This window comes from Dehalobacter sp., assembly GCA_023667845.1.
Classification (GTDB): Bacteria; Bacillota; Desulfitobacteriia; order Desulfitobacteriales; family Syntrophobotulaceae; genus Dehalobacter.
On the sequence record JAMPIU010000206.1, the window covers coordinates 268,292 to 290,958 of the forward strand.

Genomic DNA, 22,667 nt, shown 5'->3' on the forward strand with positions numbered 1-22,667 from the left:
GATGTGAGACCATGATCAAGATATTTGTTAACGGCGGCGCCTGCGGCTTTATGACCAATATTGAAGCCAACGCTGAGCGCCAGAATGCGAATATCAAGATTAATACGGAATGCCCCAGCCTGAAACCTTTAAGCGAAGAACTGAAAACAATCAATGGCTATGAAGAATGCTTCGGCAAAATCGGTGATACCTCTGTCTTTCAAATCGCGCGCCAATACTGTAAGCATGCCGCCTGCCCTGTTCCTACCGCGATTATCAAAGGTGTGGAAGCAGCCTGCGGCCTTGCTCTGCCCAGAGATATTGAGATCAAGATCACCAAGGAAGAGTAGCTCATCAAGCAAGACCATCTTATCAAGGAAAGGTTAGCATATAAAAAGAGGATTTTCGAATCATCAGACTGATACCAGTTTTTTTGTTCTCCACCTATTTCGTATTCTTCACCACTCCGAGCTTTTCCATGACCTCCAGAAATTTGACGGAATCAATGGGTTTGGATGCATACGCGTCACACCCATATTCAAAGGCCTTTTGCACAAAATCCGATTCAGCCAGAACGGTCGTCATAATGATCTTGGCTTGTTTTTCACGCAGAACCCCTTTTTGTATTTCCAGATCACGAATAGCCTTTAACGCCCTGACTCCATCAACTTTCGGCATCATGACATCGAGACAGATCAGCTCATAAGGGCTCTCTTCCTTAAGCGACATCAAATAAGCATCGATCGCTTCCAGTCCGTCAACAACCAGATCGCACTCACCATATTCTGATAATAATTTGTACAAATATTTTCTGCTGGCTAAATCGTCTTCAGCTATGAGTATCTTTAACATCCCAGTCCCTCCTATTACGTCGTTACGTCGTTACGTCGTTACGTCGTTACTTCATTGCCTAAGAGCTTAATTGCTAAGCGACTTTTTGAAAACATAATACGCTTCTTTAAATAAGCTGAAATACTCAATCTCATCCTCAATATTATTTTTTCTTCTCGCCAATTCGATTTTAAAAGCACAGAATTTTAATTCATCTGCTTCGATCTGATTGCACAGGTTTTTCAGCCGGTTGGCAATCGGTTCTATAGCTTCATATTGCATGCTCTCAAAATGATCGTCGAGTTCTTTAATGCAATGCTCGATTTCCTGCATTGCCAAGGTATAATGTTCAGTGTCTTTATTCTCAGATTTATTTGTAAAAATAATTTCGCCATGGTCCCCAAGCTCAACCTTATCCGGAAACTCTTGCCGGTTTTGACTCACCATACCAATTCGTTTCATCAGACCATTGATGTCAATCGGTTTTGCCAGATAACTATCTATTCCCATCGCCAGAAACCTTTGTTCGTCACCCTGCAAAGCATAGGCAGATACTGCAATAATTGGTGTATGGGTTCGGCCGCCTTCAGATTCCCTGATAATTTTCGTTGCTTCTATCCCGTCCATCACGGGCATCTGGATATCCATCAGGATCAGGTCATATTTTTTTTTCTTAAAAAGATCCAAGGCCTCCAAACCGTTGTCTGCAGTATCGACCTGATGGCCCCTTTCCTTCAGCATGCGGCGAAGAAGGACTTGACTTACCTTATCATCTTCAGCAAGAAGAATATGCAAAGGCCGGATGATTGGGCTGATGTCAGGTCTAAGGAACGGTACCGTTTCGCTTTGTATTCCTATTTTAAATTTGATCGAAAAATAGAACGTGCTTCCTCTTCCTTTTTGACTGCTTACCTGCATGGTCCCGCCCATTAGCTCGACTAGCTGCTTGGAAATTGCCAACCCCAGGCCTGTTCCGCCATATTTTCGGGTAATAGAACTGTCGACTTGGGTAAACGTTTTGAACAGGAAGGTCTGATCTTCTTCGGAAATACCAATTCCGGTATCCTGGACAGCAAATCTCAGTTCAATGTCCTGATCTGTCTTCAGAACGTTGTTTACAGTGACAGATATTTTACCGGTGTCCGTGAATTTTATCGCGTTATCAACCAGGTTATTCAGGACCTGCCTAAGTCTGTTCGGGTCACCGATCAGATACTTCGGGATGCTGGGATCGAGATCGTACGTTAATTGAAGCCCCTTTTTACTGGCCCGCAGCGTATGCACCTTCGAATTTTTCTCAACCAGATCATGCATGTCAAAATTGATATTCTCAACAACGAGTTTCCTGGCCTCAATCTTGGAAAAATCAAGGATATCACTGATCAGCGCCAGCAGGGAATTGGCACAGATTTTGGCCGTTTCGAGGTTATCCTGTTGTTCAGGATTCAAGTCAGTGGACAGCGTTAAATCAATCATTCCGTTGATACCGTTCACCGGCGTCCGGATCTCATGACTCATGTTGGCAAGAAATTCACTTTTGGCCCGATTCGCGGCTTCAGCTTCTTCTTTGGCCTTGATGAATATCTCCTCATTCTTTTTTCTCTCCGTAATATCCCGTGCAATGAGAATGAGATAGTCTATATGATTAAGTTTAAATTGCCGTATATTGATCTCAACGGGAATTTCTCTGCCATTCTTGGAAATATGGATATCTTCAAACACATAGGTTTGATAATTTCGAACTTGAGTCATTAATATATCCACTTCTGCTTTGCCTATTCTGGATATCATTTTCGGTGAATGCCCAATCAACTCATCCCTCGTATATTCGAGTGCTTTACAGGCAACTTCATTCACCTCGACAATCGCAATCTCACCATTTTCATTGATCTTCTCCAGGAAAATGGCATCTTTGGCATTTTCAAAAACGCTTCGGAATTTTTCTTCACTCTCGATTAGTGCCCGCTCCGAAGCTCTCCGCTCGGATATATCCCGTGCCAGGGAATATATGCACGTTTTGCCATCAATATTCATCAGATGCGCACTGACTTCAACCGGGATCTCCCTTCCGTCTTTAGTGACCTGCACATGTTCGGCTGTATCGAATCCCTGCTGTATCAGCTTTTCCAATTGTTCAATTTGATCTTTTGTATCATATTTAACAATATCCGGCAGATATAGCTGAAAGAGTTCCTCTCTCGTATAGCCGAGTCTTTGACAGGTAATATCATTGACTTCAATTATTTTCCCGATCCGGTCGTCATTCTCAATAATTTCAACGATGTAGATTGCATCCGTAACATTGTTATATAAATTCCGATACCGTGTTTCGCTATCCTGCAGCTGTTTTTCAATTTTTTTACGTTCGGTTATTTCTCTAAGGACGCACAACAATACCTGTTCACCATTGATCATCGTGGTCTGTGCGCTCACTTCAACAGGAACTATACTTCCGTCTTTCCGTCTCGTGTTTGTTTCGATAAAGAATCCTTTTTCCACGGCAATCTTCAGTTGTTCTCTGGCAAACGTCATATCTTCTGCAAAATCAAAAACTGTTTTTTGCACAATTTCATGATGATCATAGCCATAAGCTTTCAAAGCTGCTTTGTTGGCTTCAAGAATTTCCCCATCCTGTGAAACGAACAGGATCATATCCCTGGCATTCTCCGACAACAGTTGATAGCGTTTTAAAGCGTCTTCAGCAATTTTTCTGTCGGTGATATCCAGAATAATGCCGATTAGTCCAGCATACTCTCCTTCAAGGTCATAGTATGGGCCGCCGGAACTGAGACACCATCGATACTCCCCATCATAATGTCTTAAGCGGTGCTCATATTCAAAAGATGTATGGTCCGCTTTTGCATTATTTAGTATTTCTTTATAAGCGTCTTTGTCTTTTGGATGTAATGCTGATAACCAAGAACTGCCTATACATTCTTCAAAGCTCATACCCACAAAATCCAGTAGATTTTTATTCACATAAGTTATTTCTTTTTCTGCGGAACGCCAGACGGAAACTGGAAAATAATCCAGTAGCTTCAACTGGAAATCGCGAGACTTAATCAGTGACTCCTCAAGTATTTTTTCTTCGGTGATGTCATTTAACGCAATAACAATATTTCTTTTGCCGTCTACGATTAGCGGGGAGATACTGACATTGAACCATAATTGTTTTGTTTTGCCGCCAAGGATAAATGTCTGGGAGAATTCAAGCCCCTCAATAGATTCATTGTATTTTAGTGCCCGCAAGCCGGCACGTGTAATCTCACACTGCTTGCATTTCGCTGCGTAGCCGCAGCCCTTGGGATTTTGAAAACCGGCTACACATTTGAAAGCTTGGCCGAATGTTTTGCCAAGTACATCTTGTTCTTGCACATGCATCAGTTTGAGCGCCGCGTTGTTTACGTGGCTGATGTGCATCAGCTCATCGACAATGACCATATTGACCGGCGACGAATAAAAGATCGTCCTAAAATTTTCTGCTTCATTTTTATAATCGTTTTCAATTTCTTTGATTCTAGTGATATCCCTGAAAACAAAGATAACTCCTCTGACCTCACCGTCATCTTCAATTACTGGGGAACTGTTGCCCGAAATATAGATGATTTGGCCATCTTTTTTGATCAGGGCCGAATGGTTTTTTAGGCCCAGAGCTTCCTTTTTTCTGATGGTAAGTTCAATCGGGGAATTCATCATTTTCTGGGTTTCGTTATTGATAATCGGAAAGACTTCTGCAAATATTTTACCCTGCACCTCTTCCGGCAGCCAGCCCGAAAGGTTAGCGGTAGAATCGTTGATATATAAAATGGTTCCCAGATGATCTGTGTACACGACACCATCTCCGATGCACGCTAAAGCCAATGCCATTTCATTTGTTGTGACAATGTAATTTTTTTTGTTATTCATTGGCCTTCATTCCTTACTTCAGCATCCTACAAATCAACTGAGGGATGTTCATTAAAGAAGTTTGTCTTTCAACGGCCCCGATATCATGAGCAACTTTCGGCATACCGTAGACCACACAGGAATCCTGATCCTGACCGATCGTTCTGGCCCCTTTTCTTCTCATCTGCAGGAGTCCCTTGGCCCCGTCGTATCCCATACCGGTCAAAATGATGCCCAGCGCATTTTTGCCTGCTTCCTTGGCCACAGATTCGAATAAAACATCGACGGAAGGACAATGACCGTTGACCTTCTCTCCTGCAAAGCACTCAATCCTGTATCGATTGGCTATCTTTTTGATTCTGACATGCTGGTCCCCAGGCGCAACCAAGGCCATTCCCTGTTCCAGGTAATCTCCGGTCCGAGCTTCCTTGACCTTCAGCTTGGTCTGATTATTCAGCCGTTCGGCAAACATCCGGGAAAAAACAGGAGGGATATGCTGGACGATAACGATCCCAGGCATATTCGCAGGCAGTCGCTTCATAATACTGCAGACGGCCTCCGTTCCGCCGGTGGAAGCGCCGATCGCAATGATTCTTTCCGAATTCTCGGCATGCTGGCTTTCAACTTTTTCAGTCGTGTCCTTCATGGACGGGATAATCCGGGCGACGGAGGCTACCTTAATCTTAATCTTCAACTCATTCAGAAAGGTTTCCACTCTCTGCGCGGCATTCATATCCGGCTTGCCGACAAACTCGACAGCCCCGGCATTCATCGCATCAAAAACAGCATCGCTCACCGTACTGATCACAATCACCGGAATCGGATATTGCGGCAGCAGCTTGCATATAAATTCAATCCCGTTCATTTTGGGCATCTGGACATCACAGGTCATCACGTCCGGTTCAACTTCCAGGATTTTATCCCTGGCTTCAAACGGGTCTGCGGCCATACCCACGACTTCGATCTCCGGGTCACTGGCGATTCCTCTGGCCAGAATCTCCCGGAAAACGATGGAATCATCTACAATTAAAACCCTAATCTTTTTTTTGGCCATGATATCAACCTACTTCTAAATATTATTCTTTTCTGTATACGGCTGGCATGACATATTTATATTGGGTTGTATCTTTGTTGAGCGATTCCGAATGACCGATGAACAGGTAGCCGCCATACTCCGTCATGTCATAAAATTTCTGAACAAGCTGTTCTTTGGTTGGCCCGTCAAAGTAAATCATCACATTTCGGCAAAAGATCACATGGAACTTCTTTTTAAAAGGAAATACCTTTTCCATCAGATTAAAATTGCGGAAGATCACTTCATTCTTAATTTTTTCTACAACAATCGAATTTTCCCTGTCGAGCTTTTTAAAATAATTTGTTCTCCACAGCGCTGGCAGCGCCGCAACCTTATCATTGGCGTATTCGCCATTTCTGGCAATCGTTAAGGCTTTACCGGAAATGTCCGTTGCGAGAATCTTCGTATCCCACCAGACTTTTTCCCTGCCAAAAAACTCATCAATGATCATCGCGAGGGTATACGGTTCTTCACCACTGGAGCACGCCGCGCTCCAGATCCGCAGATCCTTATCCCGGCAATGGGCCGCCAGCACAGGCAGAACGTTCTCTTTTAAGAAAGCAAAATGCTCAGCTTCGCGCATAAAAAACGTATGGTTGGTGGTAATCTTATTAATAAATGTGGTAATCGCATCTCCGCCATTATGTGAAGTGATAAAATCGTAATATTCCGAGAAGCTCTTAAAACCATTCTCGACAAGTACACCCTGCAGCCTGCCGGTAATCAGCGATTGCTTTTCTTTTTTCAGATGAATCCCATAATTAGCTTCGATATACGCTGCAAACTTCACAAATTCTTTTTCCGTTATCGTTATCATAACAGACCACCATCTTCTCCAGCCATTTTTTTGAAGAGAGGGCCTAGAATCAGGCCCTCTCTTCTCTTGCATTTTACTTAGTACTTGCCGAATTCGTCGTCACTCAGGACAATTTTCTTTTTTGGCTTTTCCTTTAGTGCGGGAGTCGGACTACTACTGTTCATATTCTCGAGCATTTTCAGAATATCCGGGCTCATGTTTTCGATTCCTTTTAAGGAAGCGTACTGGCCCTTTTTCCGCAGTTTGAATTTGGCAACCTGAACATTCAGCAGTTCGGACTGGCTCGCCAGTTCTTCACTTGCAGCGGCACTCTCTTCAGCAGTTGCCGAATTAGTCTGAACGACTTCCGCGACCTGAGCGATACCCTGGTTGACCTGGTTGATGCCAACGGCTTGTTCGTTGGAAGCTACTGCAATGTTGTTCACCAGGTTGGCTACCTTCGATATTCCTTCGACAATGTTGTTTAATTCTTTTGCCGTGTCGCTTGCTATCCTGGTACCGTTATCAACATTCTTGATCGAACCCTCGATCATATCCGTTGTTTCCTTAGCAGCGTTGGCTGAGCGAGCCGCGAGGTTTCTGACTTCTTCTGCTACGACGGCGAACCCTTTGCCGTGCTGTCCTGCCCTTGCAGCTTCAACAGCAGCATTCAGGGCCAAGATATTGGTCTGGAAGGCAATATCGTCGATGACTTTGATAATTTTGGAGATATTGTTGGAAGAATTGTTGATTTCATCCATCGCACTAAGCATTTCCTTCATCTGGCTGTTGCCCTGGGCAGCATTTTTCTTGGCTTCTTCCGCCAGCTGGTTTGCTTCATTGGCATTTTGGGCATTGAGTTTAGTCTGGGAACTGATTTCTTCCAGAGAGGCCGTCAGCTCTTCAATCGAACTAGCCTGCTCGGTTGCGCCCTGGGAAAGGGCCATACTGGAATCGGACAGTTGTTTCGAGCCTGAAGCGACCTGCTCGGAAGCACTGTTGATATTGCTGATCACTTCATTCAGGGTCAGCGTCATGGTTGAGAACGATTTGGCAAGCGCTCCGATTTCATCTTTACCGCGAACATCGATATCGACATTTAGATCGCCGTCAGCAATTTTATCGGAAACTTCCACCAGCTTTTTGACCGGTCTCGTGATGGAACGGGCCATCATGAGTCCCAGGATCATCGCCAAAATAATCGCAATCAGTGTAGATACAACAAGTATAATAGTGGTTCTTGATTCTTTCACCGCAATGAGGTTTTTTACTTCTTCGATATTCTGCGCCCTTTTTTGTGCCATTTCGGAATTTACTGATACCAGAGCTTGCGTTTCCGGAGCTATTGTTGCGCCTATACTCGTTATTTCTTCTTGATTCCCTCTTACAACGGCAGGAAATAGTTTTTCTTTAATTGTTTTGGACCAGGCATTGCTTCTCTCGATCATGGCTTTATTTTCAGACGTATCTGCCAGACTTAATAGCTTATTTTGAAGTTCGGTCGTTGTAGCAGAAACGGTTTCGAAGTCTTGAACGTATTGTTGTTTTCCGTATAACATGTAAGCCCTGACAAGACTTGCCCCTTCCGTAAAGTTAAATGCCAGTTCCTGGTCTATCTGATATAAAGCAAATTCCACCTCGGTCATTTTGTTGACTTCTTTGACCATTGAATTTACCTGGGTAAAGGTAACTACGGAAATGACTGCCAGGATGACGACAATGACAATATAGCCAGCTAAAATCTTGGTTTGAAGCTTGTTGAAATTCATGATATTACCCCCTCACTAAGTGTAGATGTCAGATTAGACAGTTCTTCTTCTTTTAATAATTTGTCGCAATCAAGAATGAGCTTGATACTGTTATCGACCTTGCCGATTCCTTTAATGTATTTGTTGCTGGCACCTCCGTTAACACTGGGAGGAGGCACGATTTCGTCTTCAGGGATGACAAGCACCTCGCATACGCTGTCCACGATCAGACCAATTGATATTTCCTGAATGTCGATCACGATGACACAGGTCCGGTCACTGTATTCCATAAATGGCTTTTTGAAGCGCAGGCGCACATCGATGACCGGAATGATCTTCCCTCTCAAATTGACAATTCCACGAACATAATTGGGCAGTTCCGGCACTTCAGTAACCGGCTGGATACCGATAATTTCTGTCACGTACTTAATTTCAATCCCGTAGATTTCGTTGCCAAGAGAAAAGGTTAAAAACTTGTTTTTCTGAGTATCTTCTTCCAAAAAATCTTCTGCAATCATTTCTGCCATTAAAATCACTCCTTTCCTGTTATTTCTTCACAAGTCTGGTTATACTCTGGATGTCAAGAATCAGACTAATGTTTCCGTCACCTAAAAGCGTACACCCTCCTAACTCGTTATCTTTTTTTAAATTTTGAATGTAATACGGCAGTGCTTTAACAACGACCTGTTGTTCTCCAAGCAGTTCATCGGCAAATATACAACAGGACTTTTCTTCATCTTCAACCATGATAAATATGCCCTGGCTGAATTCTGTAACTTCAGTTTTCACTTTGTACAGCGTATGGAGCCTGATAACCGGATAACACTCACCCCTTACCATAATCATTTCATTTCCGTCAGGATCTCTGATAATATCGGATTCTTTCGGCCTGAATGATTCTCTGATGGATATTGTCGGTATGGTATACCTTGAATTTCCGACTTTAATATTCATTCCGCCGATAATCGCCAATGTTAATGGGATCTTCATCGTAATGGCAGTGCCTGCACCTTCAGTGCTGTCTACCGAAACGGATCCGCCTACCGTCTGGATATTCTTGGAGACGACATCCATACCTACGCCTCTGCCGGAAAATTCCGTAATGTTTTCCTTGGTTGAAAATCCAGGCAGGAAGATCAAGTTAAAGATCTCGCGGTCGCTCATCTCCTGTTCCGATTTGGCCAGAAGACCATTCTGTCTGGCCCTGCTCATAATTTTTTCTTTATTCAGCCCTTTACCATCATCCCTGACAATGATCAGAACATCGCTTCCAGCATTTTTTGCTTCCAGGGTGATTGTCCCAGCTTTGGACTTCTCTGCCGCAATCCGTTCCGCAGCCGCCTCAATCCCATGGTCAATCGCGTTGCGGATCAGATGCATCAGCGGATCAGAAATATGTTCAATAATATTTTTGTCAACTTCCGTTTCCTCACCGATGATCTCCAAGCGCACTTCCTTGTTCAGCTTCTTACTCATATCGCGTACGATTCTGTGCATTTTGTGAAAGGTCGTCGACAGCGGAACCATCCGGATTGCCATGACCATATCCTGCAATTCCCCGGTGATCTTTCCGAGCTGCCGGGCTGCCTTATAGAAATTATCGAGCTGCAGCCCTTTAAGGTCAGGGTTTTGGGTAACCATGGCCTCGGCAATCACCATTTCCCCAACCAGGTCCATCAGTCTGTCCAGTTTGACAACATTGACACTGATGATGCTTTGCTGGGCAGAAGATGAAGAAGAAAGTTGGCCTTCTTTCTCAGCCTTTTCCTCCTTTTCAGCTGTCTGTAGGACAGGAATCTGTGGGGTTAAAGTATTCTCATGCTGATTCATCACCGGTTCGTCTTCCTGATCTTCCATCTGCTCCAACTTCAGCTCTCTGAGGAAAATCGTCTGCATGAAGAATTCATGCATTTCTTCATAGCTTTTATCTGTCCTTAAGACTACTGTAAAGCCCTGTTCTTTAATGACCTGAGCACTCAGATCATTTTCAATAATATCTTCCGGGGTGAAAATGTACTTGTCTGCAATTTCTTTCAAATTATGGATGACGGTGTAGGCTCTGATATTTTCCATTTCACAGCCGTCCTGATAGAAAATTACAGCCTTGTACCAGTTCTTTTTAGACAGGGCCGCCGGAGGCTCTGTTATGTTCGGGGCAATATAATATCTGGGCTTTTCTTCAGGTATTTTTTCAGTTATTTCTTCTATGTCTTCCGGTACGTCCTTCAGATCTTCTACTGAATTTTTCTTCGTTTCTTTCCTGGATGTAGATACTTTTTCTGCTGAAAAATTTTGTAATTTCAGTTTGTTCAGGAAATCTGCAATCGTCTTTTTCAGAGGCTGTGCATCTCCGTCAACGGGGTCTTTGGCTTTGACTTTTTCCAGTTCGACTTTGAGAAAATCGACACCTTCGAGCACAATATCCGAAAGCGCGGAGCAGTCGACCTCCCGTGGATCGTTTTCGCGGATGAAATAGAACAAGTCCTCAATGGAATGGGCGAGAGAAGCGATGTTGTCAAAAAGCATCATTGCAGATGAGCCTTTAATGGTATGCATGATCCGGAAGATCTCATTGACATCGTCTTTGGAAATATGATTCGATTTTTCACTGGCCAGAATGGAATGCTCCAGCTGTTCAAGCAGATTGGACGTTTCAAAAATATACAGGTCTAACATGGATTCATTGGAATAATTACCAGCCATTTTTATCCGCCCCCCAAACATATGGACTGACTATTTTAATGCATTCACCTGATTTAAGGTTTTGACTACGACATCTTCTTTGAACGGTTTGATAATAAAGGACTTTGCACCAAGCGCAACAGCCTGCCTTACCATACTTTCCTGTCCCATCGCGGAAACCATCACGACCTTGGCTTTCGGATCAAATTTCATGATTTCGGGCAATGCATCCAAGCCGCTCATCTCAGGCATCGTGATATCCATGGTTACGACATCAGGCCGCAAATGTTTATAGCTTTCCAGGCCTTCCAAACCGTTCGCGGCCTCACCGACGACCTCAAAACCATTGTTTTGAAGCATATTTTTGATCGCCAGCCGCATAAATGCCGCATCATCTACAATCAGTACTTTAATCAATGGACTCCCTCCTTTGAGGATTAATCTTGTCTTGAATGAAAGAACCAAGGATCGTGTTAATTGCCTCCAGGCATTTTCCCCGTAAAGAGAAAGAATACTGCTGTAGTCTCCACCTTGCGCAGAGCGCTACGCAGGTCCCGATAATAATATCAGTCAGCATCTCACTCGATAGTTTCGGAGGTATTTCCCCTGTCTCCTGGCCTTTCTGAATAATTTTCTTGAAAAAAACAGACCACGTTGAATAAATGTCTTCGACTTTTGATTTTAACGTTTCGTCATAGCGCATAATTTCCAAAGATAGAAGTACTGCGGTGATTGACGGATAATTTTCGTAATACGAAGAAAGTGATTCGACAAGAAAAATAATTGATTCTTCCGTGGTTTCTTTCTGCTGGGCCGTAAGGAACAGGTCGCTGTCATACTGCGAGAAATAATCCAGAACGCCAAGCATCAATTCATTTTTGCTTTTAAAATGCTTATAGATGGCTCCCTCGGTGATATTCTGCTTCTTTGCAATCTCCCGTGTCGAAATTTGGTGTATGCCGTATTTATCGATCAGATCAATTGTCGTCAGGATGATGCTTTCTTTGCGATGTATTAGTAAATTCATATGGTAATAAACTCCTATCTTGGAAAGTAAGTGTTTACTTACCATCTTTTACACCTAATATACTGCATAATTTGTCGAATGTCTATGGTTTTTCGACAGAATATTTTAAATATTTTTATATTCTTCGTTTAACAAAATATATATTTGGATTGGCTTACATGCAATTTTAGGGAATAAAAAAAGGCTTCTGTTAAATCAGATAAGCCTGTTTCCCTATTTAATATTTTTTTGTTAAATTTGGATTAAAGGAATCAAAAAAGAGATTGATGCAATTTGATTGATTCAATCTCTTTTTTGAGCTTTATGATTCACAGCTTCCGGAACTGCAGTCCGATCCACACTCACCTTTTAGGGGTGACTTGATTTCAAATTGGTCTCCATCGGGGGTGTCAATATAATTGATCACAACACCCTCTAGAACTTCTGCAAATTGCTTGTCTGCAACAATTTTTAGTCCATGCTGTTCGTCAAATATATCGTCAGGGGTCTTTGACTCATCCAGAGTCATGCCGTAATTCGGCCCCCTTCAGCCAATGCCGGCTACATAGAGCCGCAAGTAAGAATTATCCATGTTCTGAGTTACCATGATGTTTTTAATTCTCTTCGCTGCGATTTCAGTAACTTCAAACATAATCGCACCTCCTTTTTAGTCTGACAATATTATTCATATTACATGAATAAGAAATGCTTGTCAAAATGATTGAAAAACAAATTAAAAAGTTGTAGTATGTCTAATTAATTAGCAGATTTTACGTGTCGTCAAGCAGGTTATTAAACCGGTTTGTTGCCTTTATATATTTCACGAGTCCGTTAATCATAATTCCGGTTATGATTCCGGTAGGCACTGAAAACAGCAACATAACAGGCAAGTAGAAAAAGATCCCTGAAAACCTTAAAACCAAGGCTGCCATGGCCAATTGCCCAAGATTATGGGCTACAGCCCCTGCTACACTGATGCCAACCATACTTAGACCTGCAAAAAAATGCAACAGCACCGCCATGATGACCGCAGCTGCAACAGCGCCTAAAAAGCTCATAAAAAAACCCATGCCGAATAAGGTCCCACTGAGCAGAGAGCCGAGGACTGTCCGTAGTACGGTAATCTGCAGGGCCGTCTTAAAGTCAAATACGACCAAAGCCACCAACGTAATAATATTGGCCAAGCCCAGCTTCACTCCCGGTATAGGCAGCGGATTAGGGAACATACTCTCAAGATAATGAAGAACGGAGGCTTGCGCCACGAGAATGGCAATAACAGCCAGTTTCTTTGTTGATATCACATTTTTGACATATTCCATAACTGGATCTTCCTCCGGATTATGTAATCCTCTTCAGATCATGCAATTTTTATCTGATGTCTTATTTTAAGCAAAGCTTTATTTTAATGAACAGATTTATTTTATTTGCATTAAACCCATATAAGTACTATTATTCATACGAAACAGAAATTGTCAAAGGAGCCTTTTCAATGCCCGGTATGAAATTAGGCCAATACGTCTATGGGAATTCCCTGCTCCATTTATTGGATCCCCGAACGAAAATATTGAGCTGCTTATTGGTCATTTTTTCCGTTATAATTACGGATAATTTGTATTTTCTACTTTTCCTGGTTCTATTGATGGCTGCTGCCATTATTTCTTCCGGATTAAGCTATCAATTAATTCTAAGCAGTTTATTGAAATTAAGATATCTGCTTCTTTTTACGCTAGTCTTCCAGGGATTTCTCACGCCGGGCGAGACTGTTTTGATGGTTGGAAAGCTCAGTATGACCAGAGAAGGTCTGATCTTAGGGCTGATCAATATATTGCGGCTGGTTATTTTATTTTTAGGCTCCATGATTTTACTGATGACAACATCAGCCCTCAAATTGTCCGCAGGAATTGAATACCTGCTGCTTCCATTAAGGAAATTACATATTCCTATTCATAATTATACAACAATCCTTAGTATTTCTTTTCGCTTTCTTCCTACTTTGTTTGAAGAAGCGACCATTATAAAAAATGCTCAAAAATCAAGGGGCGCCCAATTTGATTCATCAAATATTGTCGTCCGGATAAAGAGCTATACTGCCATTCTGATCCCCTTATTTGAAGCTTCCCTGGTCCGAGCCGCTGACTTGGGTGAAGCGATGGACAGCAGGTGCTTTACTTCCCATCCCAATCAGTTAAGGCTAAACCGCTTACAAATAAAACGCAGAGATATCCTGTTCTTAATCCAAATGACCGCCGTTTTAGGCACAGGTATTACGATTAGCATTCTTCTATAAGTCAGGAGCCGAAAGTATGACTGGTCAAGGTATCGAATTCGTCAATGTCACAAAGCATTATATAGATTCCTCCCAAGGAAAAACACCTGCGCTGAAAGATATCTTCTTGTCGATCAGGAAGGGCGAATATGTTGGTTTGCTTGGGATGAATGGTTCGGGAAAATCTACCCTGGCCAAACTATTAAATGGCCTGCTTAAACCGACGGATGGAAAGGTCTTCATCAATGGGCTTGATACAGCAAACATCGAACAACTGCCTGAGATCCGCAGACTGGTCGGTATGGTTTTTCAAAACCCAGATAATCAATTAATCAGTCCTGTTATTGAGGAAGAAATTGCTTTTGGCCCTGAAAATTTAGGGTTGCCAGTTCCAGAGATCAATCGCCGGATTGATTGGGCACTCCAGGTGTGCGGCCTCGAAGACAAAAGGCATCATGCACCGCATCTGCTTTCAGGCGGACAAAAACAAAAAGTGGCTCTGGCCTCGGCTTTGGCGATGCTGCCGGAATACCTCGTTCTTGATGAGCCGACTTCGATGCTGGATCCGGCAGGCAGGAAGGAACTGCTTGAACAGCTGCGGGTCTTAAATAAACAGGAAGGCATGACCATCCTGATCATCAGTCATAATCCCGAGGATTTGGTCCAGGCAGACAGGCTGATTGTTCTGGATCACGGATCAATCTTTTTACAGGGAACCCCAAGGGAAGTCTATGCCAGTGCAAAGTTGGCAGAACTGGGACTGGACACCCCAACGGTTTACCAATTGATCAGCCAATTGGGGTCAAATGGATATTCTGTTCCCGAAAATGTCAAATCTATCCGGGAGTTGGTGGATTATCTATGCCTGCAGTTGTAGAAACGAATCATCTTTCTTATACGTACTTACCCGGTTCAGTTTACGAACATCAAGCCCTCAAAGACATTAATATCTCTCTAACAAAAGGAGAGTTCCTTGGCATACTCGGACCTAATAGTTCCGGCAAATCGACACTCGCCCAGCATTTCAACGGATTAATCCGGCCTACCTCCGGTCATATGACTGTATGCGGGATTCCAACTTCGGACCCCAAATTAAGTAAAGATCTCTGGAAAAGAGCAGGACTGGTTTTTCAATATCCCGAACAGCAGATTTTTCAAGTTACGGTCTTTGATGAAGTGGCCTATGGCCCAAGGAACTTAGGCCTGCCTGAAACAGAAGTCGCAGAAAGAGTCTACGATGCTCTGCGGCAGATTGGCATAAACCAGGAAAATATCAACCAACTGTCCCCGGTCACACTGAGCGGCGGCATGCGAAGAAGGGTCGCCATTGCCGGGATGCTGGCCATTCAGCCGGAAATACTCATCCTCGATGAGCCCATGGCAGGTTTGGACGCTGCCGGCCGGAAGCTGCTTTCGGATATACTCAAAAAACGTCACGAAAAAAAAGAAACGACGGTCATGATCTCTCATAACCTCAAAGAAATCATGACCATCACGGATAAGATTGCTATTCTGGACAGCGGATCCATGATCTTTTTCGGAGATGTCAAAGACCTGCTGATGAAACCTGAAATTCTTGGTCGATATCAACTGGAATTGCCGGAATACTTGCAAGTTGTTTATCGGCTGGCTGAGAAAGGGTTTGCTATCAAAACGGACATCAGCAGTACGCAAGAAGCCGGCGAAGAGATCCTAAGATTTCTTCAAGAAAATAAGCATGGGGGCGTAACGAAAACTTTAGTTTAAGTTTCGATGCGCCCCCTGTCTCTGTTATAAGATGTAATTTTGGATATTAAGTTTCTCTTTAACTGGCCATTTTTCATAGGGTCTTCCTTCATACGCATAAAGGTGGCATCATGATCCGTCTTGGAGTAACTATTTCTTTCTTCCAGTATAAGCTCTTGCTGTTCATATTTCTGCATTCTTGGACCCGGTTTCTCTTCATCCGATTTCTTGGCCAATCTCTCGGCCCCTTTTTACAGGTGCGCCGGCGGCAAAAGTAAAATAAATCGATAGAATACGCCTTTAGGGGTGGTTGTGTTTTGTCCATTTTCCAAACCTGAACATATCATATTCCAGCAAATGTTTGGAATATTTTTTTGTTTCAGGAGGAATGAATGCAGAACATGTTTTTTGAACGGGAAGACTGGAAATTATTCAGAAATATGGAAACCTTGCCCCAAAAAGCGGGGGTGCCGAGAAGTAAATTATCCAGGCTGGTTTGCAAGGAACTCACGGATAATGCGCTGGATCTGGGCGGCGATTGTGAAATCGGTTATGAGGGCGGTTTTTTCTATGTCAAGGATCACGGCAGCGGCCTGGATCCGGAATTGTTCTCCATCAACAGGCCGCTACGGTCCTCCAAGTATTTAAGACTGCCAACCCGAGGGGCACTGGGTAACGGTCTGCGCGTGGTAGCCGGGGCGGTAGTGGCGTCGGGCGGCGAACTCTATGTTTCAACCCGAGGCAAAAATTATAAAATCCATTTTCAAAACGACGGTACAGCCTTCCCGGAAAGCTTAAGCGATTATCACGAAGACGGAACAAAAATCAGATTTACTTTGGGCGGAATGCCTATCGATTCAAGCTGGGCCAGCCTGGCAATGGAATATGCCCAAGGTGAAACCTACCGGGGAAAGACCTCGCCCTATTGGTATACCAGTGAAAACTTTTTTGAATTATTTCAGTCCTATAGCGGATCGGTCCGGGAACTCATCACGCAGTTCGACGGTTGTGCCGGTGGGAAAGCCGGGAAGATAGCCGCAGAATATACCAAGACGTCTGCCGCTGCCTTGGAGTTTGACGAGACGGAAGCGCTTTTGGCTGAGCTCCGAGCAGCGGTTAAAAATGTGAGTCCCGAGAGGCTGGGGCGGATCGGCAAGCTAGATGGGTACAACGGCTATTGTAAATCAACCGGCACCTTTAAGGCCAGGACCGTCAAAGGGGAACACGACGCGGAAATAGCGTTTGTCCTTGAAGTATACGCGATACCCTCCGATACGCCCCTTATAACGGTACTACTCAATAAATCCCCTGTGACCGGAGATGTCAATATTTACCACAACAAAAATTTGCTGAGTATTTTCGGCTGTGGTTTAATCCAATATGTAAAAGCCAAACCTGCCGTTATTCTGATCAATATCATAACGCCCTATATCCCGATTGTGACGGATGGGAAAGAACCGGATCTCTCGGTCATCAGCGACGCCATAACAGAAAGTATTCAAAAGGCGGTTAGCAGAGCCCAAAAATCCCTGCCGGGCGATGCGACGGAGCGAAAGAAATCCCAGAAGGAAGTCGTGGCGGCATGCCTGGAACAAGCCATTGCTAAAGCCAGCGGCAACGGCGAATACCGTTTCAGCCTGCGTCAGCTTTATTATGCCGTCCGGCCGTATGTGATCAAGGAAAGCGGCAAAGAACCGGATTACGCTTATTTCTGCACGGAATTGATCGGCAGTTATGAAGCGCAGCACGGTGACATTCCGCTGATGTACCGGGATGAACGGGGGACGCTGTACCATCCCCACTCAGGCCAGGATATTCCCATCGGCACGATTGCGGTGGAAAACTATCAGAAGCCCGTCTGGACGTTCAATAAAATCCTGTATATTGAAAAAGAAGGCTTCTTCAATGTGCTCAAAGAAAAGAAAATCCCGGAGAAATATGATATGGCTTTACTCACCAGCAAAGGTTACGCCAGCCGGGCGGTCAAGGATTTGCTGGATGCGCTCGGGGAGAATTCGGAGGAAGAGATTACTTTTTTCTGCATTCATGACGCAGACGCATATGGCACGACGATCTATGATACCCTGCAAAATGAAACCAAAGCCAGGCCCGGCAGAAAAGTGAAAATCATCAATCTGGGGCTGGACCCGGAAGAAGCCGTCAGCATGAGGCTGGAAATCGAAAAGGCAGGAAAAACAGGCCGCAGGAAGGGCGTGGCCAGTTATATTGATCCCGAGTGGGAGAGCTGGCTGCAGAACTACAGAGTGGAACTGAACGCCATGACTACGCCGCAGTTTCTTGCCTGGCTGGAGGGAAAAATCAAGCTTTACGATAAAGGCAAAGTGATACCACCCGAAAGTACCATGCTGGAGAGCCTGGATCACAGCCTTCAGGATAAACTCGGCCAAAAGCTGGCAGCGGAAATCTTGGAACAAAATCACTATGCTGATCAGGTCGCGCAAGCAGTCCGGCAAGTTAAAGAGCGCTGCGGCGACAGCCAAACCCGGTTAGTTGAGACAGTGCAGGCGGAGCTTAAGAAGGAACCGGTCAATCTATGGAAGGATGTCATTAAGGCCGTGTCTGAGGATATGATTAAAAATTGCCGTTTTTTAAATTGAGAATACTAGTGTAATTAATTTAAAAACAGCCGAATTTTAAACAGAGGCTGTGATGACCCCCTCAGGGAAAACCAGACTTGCACAGATCCGCAAGCGGACGTTAGTGGCAGCAGCGTAATCATCAAGAGATGGTTTCTTATCTGTAAACAATTTGTAAACTTTATTTACAAACTGTAACATTTTCACCTAATTCTATGCCTCAGAAATAAAAAAAATGACCTCCCACTAAAAAAGCAGGAGGAATGTAACCGATTCTTTATAAAAATTACTTCGTTTTAGGAGTTTTGAAAATAAATTCTGAATAACTGATCAATTCGAGAGAAAACAGCATTTTCGTTACTTGTCAAATCTAGTATAATACTGGTCATAGGAAACCTCCAAAGTACTGGTTGGTATTATTGGGTTTGTTGCTATTTCCATTATATCATTCTTGGTGGTTTTCTTGCTGTTTAAGCCTTATTTCTATGGGTTTATTCCCTTAAATATGGGGTGAGAAAGTTGAGTTATCTAATAATGATTTACAATATTTATGACTAATTAATTCATGAGAAATGAATAATTTCTGCTTAGAAAATTTTATTTTACCTTCAGCTTTATAATTATTGAAGATTTGGCACACTGTAACCCTAGAAGTACCAATTATCTGCCCGATTTGAGTATGTGACAAGTTAATCGGTAATTCATACCAATCCATAGCCTCTTTATATTTTGAGAAATGAAGCAAAGATAGGAAGTAGTAAATTATCCGCTCTTCCGGAGTAGCTAAATTGGAAAAAAAGTTAACCGATCCGAGAAGGGTCCTACATCTTGCGTTTACATTACTTATCACTTCAATGCCTAATGTTATATCTTCTTTCATTGCCTGAATTAAATCTTTTCGGGTAAGCATGTAAATCTTACATTTCTGAATAACTCTAAGATTTACAGGAATCGGCAGTTGGTCGAAAGCCGACCCTGTGCCAAAAGACCTTCCAGGCCCAACTAAACTGGCGATCCTAGAATCTCCATTGGGATTGTCAAGACAATAAGCAACCCATCCTTCATTAACGTAAAACATATGTTGTACGATATCTCCTTCATTCAGGATGGTTGTCCCTTTTTTGAATTCAGCCTCAATTCCATTGCATTTTACGTAATTGGCGAATCTGTCACTAATAGGCTGACCTGTAAAAGCAGAATAAAACATGAACATTTTTATTCACTCCTTAAATCAACACAAAACCTCTAACCAACCAGATTAACCTTCAATAAAAAACTCATTGCTTTCTTGCGTAAAAACTGGAGCTCTACGACATGGATGTCAGTAAAAAGTTCAGATGATATTCCCCTTTCCTGGTCTTTTTTTATCCGTTCCTTGAGATACGCAATTTCTTCTTCTGTCGCCCGGATTTTTTCCATCTCGATCACAGCGTCTAAAATCTGCTCCTTGATCATTCTCTTCGCTGCTTCTTCCTTACATTCCTCCAATAATTCATCTGCCGTTATCTTTCTATGAATTAAATATTCCATAAGTTGCATATTATTGGAATTCTTAAGTTCCTCGGCAAATTTTTTGTATAAATCTTCCGCTGCTTGATTTAGACTTTCTTCTTCAAATTCATATTTACTGTTTTTAATTAGTGCCTGAAGAACGATATTAATATTAGCCTCCCGTTCTTTTGTCTTTTTTTCGCGAGAGATTTCCTCCTTCAGTTTTTGTGTTAAGTCATCTATCGTTTTGAGCATTGGATCAATTTCTTGAATCATGTTGTCCGTCAGTTCCGGCTTTTTTATTACGAATACTCTACTGATTTCAATTTTGTACTCTAACTCACGTCCCCATAGATGCTGATATTCAAGAGGCCCTGCTTGTAACGTCTTTTCAAAAACAATTGTATCCCCTGTTTTCTTTCCCAGTAAATTTGTGGTCAATTCCGGTATCAGCCCCTCGTCGCCAACCTTAAACTGGTAATCATATTCTCTCACCGCCGGTATAGTTGTATTTTTTTCCACCCCTTCTATATTTACGATCACATAATCCCCTGCTTTAATTTCTTCACTGTTTTTTTCTATCTGGGTTTCTTCCAAAGAGTTTATTAGATAGTTTACTGCCTCATTAATTTCATCTTCTTTGGCAGAGGTATCAAAACCGTTGAGATTTAATCCTTTATACTGTCCGAGCTCAAACTGCATCATTTCTATATTCCTCCTATTATTCTCCGTACGGTTGTTTGTTATTATTCTCAGCAGTATTATTCCAAGTTATTCGTCATTATTTTCCCCATTCAAAATCAGCGATCCGCCCTGATAATTCCTATCGATTGGAGCATGACCACAATATGGGCTGCACCTAGAATAAGGATCAAGATTGCGAAGAACAGGTCTTTTGCTTTTCCTCCTTTAGATTTTTCTGCCGTTCCCACATTTGCTTCCACGTTCTTACCCCCTTATTTCGCCATCGATTCAGCAGGTTATATATAAAGCCGACCGGACAAAAGAATTGACAATAAAAGCGATTGAAAAACAAACTTGCAAATAAAAAGACAGGCATCATAAGCCACATCACCCACGTAGCCTTGAACATGAAGAATGCACCAAAAGGTTGGTAATCCAGTGTTCCATAGTTCCCTAGGTAAGTTCCAAGTATAAGGGCAATCCACAAGATGGTCGGCGGAACCAATCTCAGTTTTTTTATCACTCCCTGCGAAATTCCCAGCGGTTTAAAACCTGCTATTTTATTGAGAACCTCCTGTACGGCACCAAAAGGACAAATCCAAGCACAATATAAATTTTTACCTAAGAAAACGATAAAGCCCAACGACCCAGCCATAAGCACATACCATTTAAGGTTAGTGATCCTGGGAATTTGCAATTGGATTAGGGAAAACAATAGGTTCGACGTAACAAATTGATTGATAACAAATCCCAGTACCCCGATACTCACTAATAGTAACCAAATCCTTAGACAGGCTAATTTTTTGATATTGGCAGCTACGAGTACAACGAGATACAGGGCTATCATTGCTAAATCTTTCCATTTAAATTGAAAAAGCTCGTAGGGATTGGTCCACGAAGTGTTAAAGAACTGCTGGGAAAGGTGCAGATTTCCTTTGTTCACAGCTTCGGCCACCGCATGAGACGAAATTGTTGAACCGGTGATCCGGTCGACGTAGTTGCCTGTTTTTATATCGTTCAGGTATCCTGAATAACCTGAAGCTCCTCCCAGATAAATGGGTTCCTTAACTGATAGTCCAGTAAAACTCTCAAAATATTTTTCTTTATAAAGCCTCTCAAAAAAAACCGGAGTTTCACCATGCTTCGTGACTATTACTTTTTCCACCAGACCTTTTTCATCTATAATACTCATGATTTCTACTTTAGATTGATACCCTACTGCTGAATCAACAACGGCATAGTAAATTCCGCCTGATGCTTCTGCCTTGAAAGTAAGTTTGGTTCCTATTATTTTTTCGACTGAGCTAACACCGGTAATATTTTGTTTGATCAGCGCCTTGTAATCCACAGACTGCCCAGTCCAAAATACACCGTAAATAATTGCCACGATACCTGTTATTAATAACAAAAACAAATAATAGGACTCCGGATTTCTTTTTTTGCCTTTCACTTTTTTTATCCTCTGTTATATTATATTTCATTGATTCAATCATTTTATTTGAGAATGTGAATGCGAGCCACTTGATACCGTTAGGTACAAAGTGGCTCTGATTGAATAGTTTCCTACTCTTATTTTTAAGCTGAGGCAATATCCGATTTTTCTTTTGTTACCTTGCCTTTACGGGTAGTAAGCCTGTACGTAATAATAGCTGGAATAAGGGCAGCGCCTCCAAAGAAGATAAAGCCCATAGCGATAGCTTGATATTCACGCTCCATAAAGCTAGAATATGCCCAAGCTAAAGAAAATATTAACAGGAAGTTTGCAAGAAAACCACCGATTTGCAGACCAATGGTATTTCTCCCTTTCCCCTTTAAATAAAACCAAATGCCGTATTGAATAAGCAATAACAACATGCCTAAAATGACCCATACGATTACACCAGAAATTGTCGTCATATTTTC

Annotated in this window: 21 protein-coding genes; 5 read left to right on the forward strand and 16 right to left on the reverse strand. The window is 42.7% G+C overall.

Annotation, left to right across the window (positions count from 1 at the left end):
* Positions 1–11: 11 nt before the first annotated feature.
* Positions 12–329: a hypothetical protein gene (locus tag NC238_17770; GenBank protein ID MCM1567759.1), complete on the forward strand. Its 318-nt coding sequence runs from the start codon at positions 12–14 to the stop codon at positions 327–329.
* A gap of 94 nt (positions 330–423) precedes the next feature.
* Here the strand turns inward: NC238_17770 and NC238_17775 are convergent, their stop codons facing one another.
* From NC238_17775 to NC238_17825, 11 genes are all read right to left on the reverse strand, one after another.
* Positions 424–831 carry a response regulator gene (locus NC238_17775; protein MCM1567760.1) on the reverse strand — a complete coding sequence of 136 codons (408 nt, stop codon included), beginning with the start codon at positions 829–831 and terminating at the stop codon, positions 424–426.
* Positions 832–897: 66 nt separating this feature from the next.
* Positions 898–4,716, reverse strand: coding sequence for a PAS domain S-box protein (locus tag NC238_17780; protein ID MCM1567761.1), 3,819 nt, complete (start codon positions 4,714–4,716; stop codon positions 898–900).
* A gap of 13 nt (positions 4,717–4,729) precedes the next feature.
* Positions 4,730–5,749: a chemotaxis response regulator protein-glutamate methylesterase gene (locus NC238_17785; GenBank protein MCM1567762.1), complete on the reverse strand. Its 1,020-nt coding sequence runs from the start codon at positions 5,747–5,749 to the stop codon at positions 4,730–4,732.
* Between the two features lie 22 nt (positions 5,750–5,771).
* Entirely contained in the window at positions 5,772–6,587 is an 816-nt protein-coding gene (locus tag NC238_17790; GenBank protein ID MCM1567763.1) for a protein-glutamate O-methyltransferase CheR, read from the reverse strand.
* Between the two features lie 77 nt (positions 6,588–6,664).
* Positions 6,665–8,335 (reverse strand): methyl-accepting chemotaxis protein, encoded by a 1,671-nt coding sequence (locus NC238_17795; GenBank protein MCM1567764.1) that lies wholly within the window; start codon positions 8,333–8,335, stop codon positions 6,665–6,667.
* Positions 8,332–8,841, reverse strand: a complete 510-nt coding sequence (locus NC238_17800) for a chemotaxis protein CheW (GenBank protein MCM1567765.1) — start codon at positions 8,839–8,841, stop codon at positions 8,332–8,334. The genes NC238_17795 and NC238_17800 overlap by 4 nt, the downstream gene beginning before the upstream one ends.
* Before the next feature lie 19 nt (positions 8,842–8,860).
* A complete protein-coding gene (locus NC238_17805) occupies positions 8,861–11,017 on the reverse strand; it encodes a chemotaxis protein CheA (GenBank protein MCM1567766.1) in 2,157 nt (718 codons plus the stop codon).
* 30 nt (positions 11,018–11,047) lie between these two features.
* Positions 11,048–11,377, reverse strand: coding sequence for a response regulator (locus NC238_17810; protein MCM1567767.1), 330 nt, complete (start codon positions 11,375–11,377; stop codon positions 11,048–11,050).
* 28 nt (positions 11,378–11,405) lie between these two features.
* Positions 11,406–12,023, reverse strand: a complete 618-nt coding sequence (locus tag NC238_17815; GenBank protein MCM1567768.1) for a TetR/AcrR family transcriptional regulator — start codon at positions 12,021–12,023, stop codon at positions 11,406–11,408.
* 301 nt (positions 12,024–12,324) lie between these two features.
* Positions 12,325–12,531, reverse strand: coding sequence for a hypothetical protein (locus NC238_17820; protein ID MCM1567769.1), 207 nt, complete (start codon positions 12,529–12,531; stop codon positions 12,325–12,327).
* A 241-nt stretch (positions 12,532–12,772) separates the two neighbouring features.
* A complete protein-coding gene (locus NC238_17825; protein ID MCM1567770.1) occupies positions 12,773–13,321 on the reverse strand; it encodes a Gx transporter family protein in 549 nt (182 codons plus the stop codon).
* A 170-nt stretch (positions 13,322–13,491) separates the two neighbouring features.
* Between NC238_17825 and NC238_17830 the strand changes: the two genes are divergently transcribed.
* Genes NC238_17830 through NC238_17840 form a run of 3 tightly spaced genes read left to right on the forward strand, consistent with a single transcriptional unit; the run spans position 13,492 to position 16,014 of the window.
* Entirely contained in the window at positions 13,492–14,289 is a 798-nt protein-coding gene (locus NC238_17830; protein MCM1567771.1) for an energy-coupling factor transporter transmembrane protein EcfT, read from the forward strand.
* Positions 14,290–14,305: 16 nt separating this feature from the next.
* Entirely contained in the window at positions 14,306–15,145 is an 840-nt protein-coding gene (locus NC238_17835) for an energy-coupling factor transporter ATPase (protein MCM1567772.1), read from the forward strand.
* Positions 15,130–16,014: an ATP-binding cassette domain-containing protein gene (locus NC238_17840; protein ID MCM1567773.1), complete on the forward strand. Its 885-nt coding sequence runs from the start codon at positions 15,130–15,132 to the stop codon at positions 16,012–16,014. The genes NC238_17835 and NC238_17840 overlap by 16 nt, the downstream gene beginning before the upstream one ends.
* Here the strand turns inward: NC238_17840 and NC238_17845 are convergent.
* Positions 16,011–16,229 carry a hypothetical protein gene (locus tag NC238_17845; protein MCM1567774.1) on the reverse strand — a complete coding sequence of 73 codons (219 nt, stop codon included), beginning with the start codon at positions 16,227–16,229 and terminating at the stop codon, positions 16,011–16,013. The two genes, NC238_17840 and NC238_17845, sit on opposite strands and share 4 nt — an antisense overlap.
* Positions 16,230–16,385: 156 nt before the next feature.
* Here NC238_17845 and NC238_17850 point away from each other — a divergent pair, with 156 nt between their 5' ends.
* Positions 16,386–18,611, forward strand: a complete 2,226-nt coding sequence (locus tag NC238_17850; GenBank protein ID MCM1567775.1) for a hypothetical protein — start codon at positions 16,386–16,388, stop codon at positions 18,609–18,611.
* A gap of 478 nt (positions 18,612–19,089) precedes the next feature.
* Here NC238_17850 and NC238_17855 read toward each other — a convergent pair whose 3' ends face one another.
* The 4 genes from NC238_17855 to NC238_17870 all read right to left on the reverse strand — a co-directional run bounded on the left by NC238_17855 (position 19,090) and on the right by NC238_17870 (position 22,661).
* Entirely contained in the window at positions 19,090–19,803 is a 714-nt protein-coding gene (locus tag NC238_17855) for a Crp/Fnr family transcriptional regulator (GenBank protein ID MCM1567776.1), read from the reverse strand.
* 32 nt (positions 19,804–19,835) lie between these two features.
* Entirely contained in the window at positions 19,836–20,786 is a 951-nt protein-coding gene (locus NC238_17860) for a trigger factor (GenBank protein MCM1567777.1), read from the reverse strand.
* Between the two features lie 166 nt (positions 20,787–20,952).
* A complete protein-coding gene (locus NC238_17865; GenBank protein ID MCM1567778.1) occupies positions 20,953–22,215 on the reverse strand; it encodes a 4Fe-4S binding protein in 1,263 nt (420 codons plus the stop codon).
* A gap of 125 nt (positions 22,216–22,340) precedes the next feature.
* On the reverse strand, positions 22,341–22,661 hold the full coding sequence (locus NC238_17870; protein MCM1567779.1) for a tetrachloroethene dehalogenase: 321 nt from the start codon (positions 22,659–22,661) through the stop codon (positions 22,341–22,343).
* Between the last annotated feature and the right edge of the window lie 6 nt (positions 22,662–22,667).